The sequence below is a fragment of the Mesorhizobium sp. Z1-4 genome (genome assembly GCF_004000235.1).
Classification (GTDB): domain Bacteria; phylum Pseudomonadota; class Alphaproteobacteria; order Rhizobiales; family Rhizobiaceae; genus RCIO01.
Genome location: NZ_RCIO01000019.1, coordinates 1 through 1,839 on the forward strand (window position 1 = coordinate 1; position 1,839 = coordinate 1,839).

3 protein-coding genes and 2 pseudogenes are annotated in these 1,839 nt (G+C 61.9%); all 5 read left to right on the forward strand.

Translation table 11 applies throughout. The annotated features are described in order from the left end of the window. Positions 1-192 (forward strand): annotated as a pseudogene (locus tag EP165_RS20595) (hypothetical protein); the annotation flags it as partial. Then, the gene (locus EP165_RS20260; protein ID WP_127524667.1) at positions 189-434 is read left to right on the forward strand and encodes a hypothetical protein; all 246 of its coding nucleotides are present in this window, start codon (positions 189-191) and stop codon (positions 432-434) included. The pseudogene EP165_RS20595 and the gene EP165_RS20260, both read left to right, overlap by 4 nt. Beyond that, positions 431-601 (forward strand): hypothetical protein, encoded by a 171-nt coding sequence (locus tag EP165_RS20520; protein ID WP_164743129.1) that lies wholly within the window; start codon positions 431-433, stop codon positions 599-601. The genes EP165_RS20260 and EP165_RS20520 overlap by 4 nt, the downstream gene beginning before the upstream one ends. Positions 602-846: 245 nt before the next feature. Further along, on the forward strand, positions 847-1,326 hold the full coding sequence (locus EP165_RS20265) for a hypothetical protein (RefSeq protein WP_348629570.1): 480 nt from the start codon (positions 847-849) through the stop codon (positions 1,324-1,326). Then, positions 1,323-1,839 (forward strand): annotated as a pseudogene (locus EP165_RS20270) (DNA methylase N-4); the annotation flags it as partial. The gene EP165_RS20265 and the pseudogene EP165_RS20270, both read left to right, overlap by 4 nt.

Genomic DNA, 1,839 nt, shown 5'->3' on the forward strand with positions numbered 1-1,839 from the left:
CCATGCTGGACCCTGTTCATCACCGGGCCGCCCATTCGTGAATGGGGCTTCCACTGTCCGCAAGGATGGCGGCACTGGCGTCTGTTTACATCTGGCCCGAACGGCGAAGCGATCGCTCGCGGCTGCGGAGAAGATGCGCAGCCGGTAATTCGCATGCGCCACCGCAACATCCAAAATGGGGTGCGGCGATGAGCAAGCAGCCCGGTCTCAACGAAATGCGGCGCGTTCTGACGGCCGAGGCTGACCGTCTCTACGGTACGGAAATGGCCCGCAAGAAGCTGGGCGAAAAGCCCAGTTCATCGCAGCTTCGCAAGGTCGAAGTGCTCGACGCCGCCGGCGATCTGCTTTCGCGCATCATTCCGGTTGTCGGCGACGTTTCCGCGATCGTGAGACAGGTCGGAATTAAGCCCATGCGGCGGGAGGGGATCGAATGAACGCCCCCGTCGAACCACCACGCCTTTCTGATTGCGGCCCGCTCTGGCAGCGCATGATCGACGGCCTTGCGGACATGCAAGCCGATCTGCTGCGGCGTCTGCACGAGCGGATGGACGAGGCGCGGGAGAGGGAAGCCACACCAACGTGCCGGGAGAATGAAACGTGATCGAACACAGCCTCCGCATGCTTGTCGCCTGCGAGTTTTCCGGTGTTGTTCGCCGGGCCTTCGCCGCCCGCGGTCATGACGCATGGTCCTGCGATCTGCTGCCCGCAGAAGATCGGTCCAACAAAGATATCGTCGGCGATGTGCGGAAAATCATCGATGACGGGTGGGATTTGCTGATTGTCGCGCACCCTCCGTGCACGCGGCTTTGCAGATCCGGTCGCCGTTGGCTTTCCGGACCCGGCGACATGACCCCGCCTAAGAAACTGCCGCTCGGACGTACCTGGGACAGCATGAAAGCGGAGTTCGAAGACGGCATTGACCTTTTCATCGCCTGTTGGCGCGCGCCGATTGAGCGTGTTGCGATCGAGAACCCTCGTATGCACGATATCGCGCAGGCCAGAATGCCAGACGATTTGCCTGCACCGGACATCGTTCAACCGTTCTGGTTCGGCCATCCGGAATATAAGGCGACCGGATGGTATCTCCGGGGCGTCCCACCGTTGATCGCTACAAACCGACTGCCTGAACCGCAGCGGGGAAGCGATGAGTGGAAGGCATGGAACCGCGTTTGGCGGATGCCACGCAGTCCGGAGCGTGGCAGGGAGCGTTCGCGGTTCTTCCCCGGCATGGCGAGCGCTATGGCCGATCAGTGGGGCGGCGTTACAGATCATGGGTCTGAAGCGCAATCTCACCCCGGATTTGTCACGGCGAGTTCGGCCGCATGACCCTCCAATCCTACAACGAGTTTCTGCGGGCGAAGATGAAGGTTGCGGAAGCCACCGGCTTCGACGTGCCTGACGAAGAGATCAACCCTGACCTCGCGCCTCACTGTCGCGCCATCGTCAAATGGGCCATGCAGGGCGGCCGGCGCGGCATCTTCGCCGCCTTCGGTCTGCACAAGACATCGATCCAGCTCGAATTGATGCGCCTGATCGGCAAGCACATCGGCGGCCGTCGCCTGATCGTGCTCCCGCTCGGTGTCCGGCATGAGTTTTTCTCTGAGGCGGAAGAGCGGTTCCGCGGCGCCTTTGCCATCCGGCTCAAATTCGTGCGCCGCAATGACGAACTCGACGATGACCAGGCGATCTACATCGCCAATTATGAGAGCGTCAGGGACGGCAAGATCGACCCGTCGCTGTTCACAGCCGCTTCACTCGACGAGGCGGCGGTGCTGCGCGGCTATGGCACGAAGACCTTCCAGACGTTCCTGCCGCTCTTCGAGGGCGTGCGCTTCAAGT

Bases quoted from the DNA above. Each gene is read 5' to 3' on its own strand.
- EP165_RS20260 (WP_127524667.1), top strand. From the start codon at position 189: ATGAGCAAGCAGCCCGGTCTCAACGAAATGCGGCGCGTTCTGACGGCC.
- EP165_RS20520 (WP_164743129.1), top strand. From the start codon at position 431: ATGAACGCCCCCGTCGAACCACCACGCCTTTCTGATTGCGGCCCGCTC.
- EP165_RS20265 (WP_348629570.1), top strand. From the start codon at position 847: ATGACCCCGCCTAAGAAACTGCCGCTCGGACGTACCTGGGACAGCATG.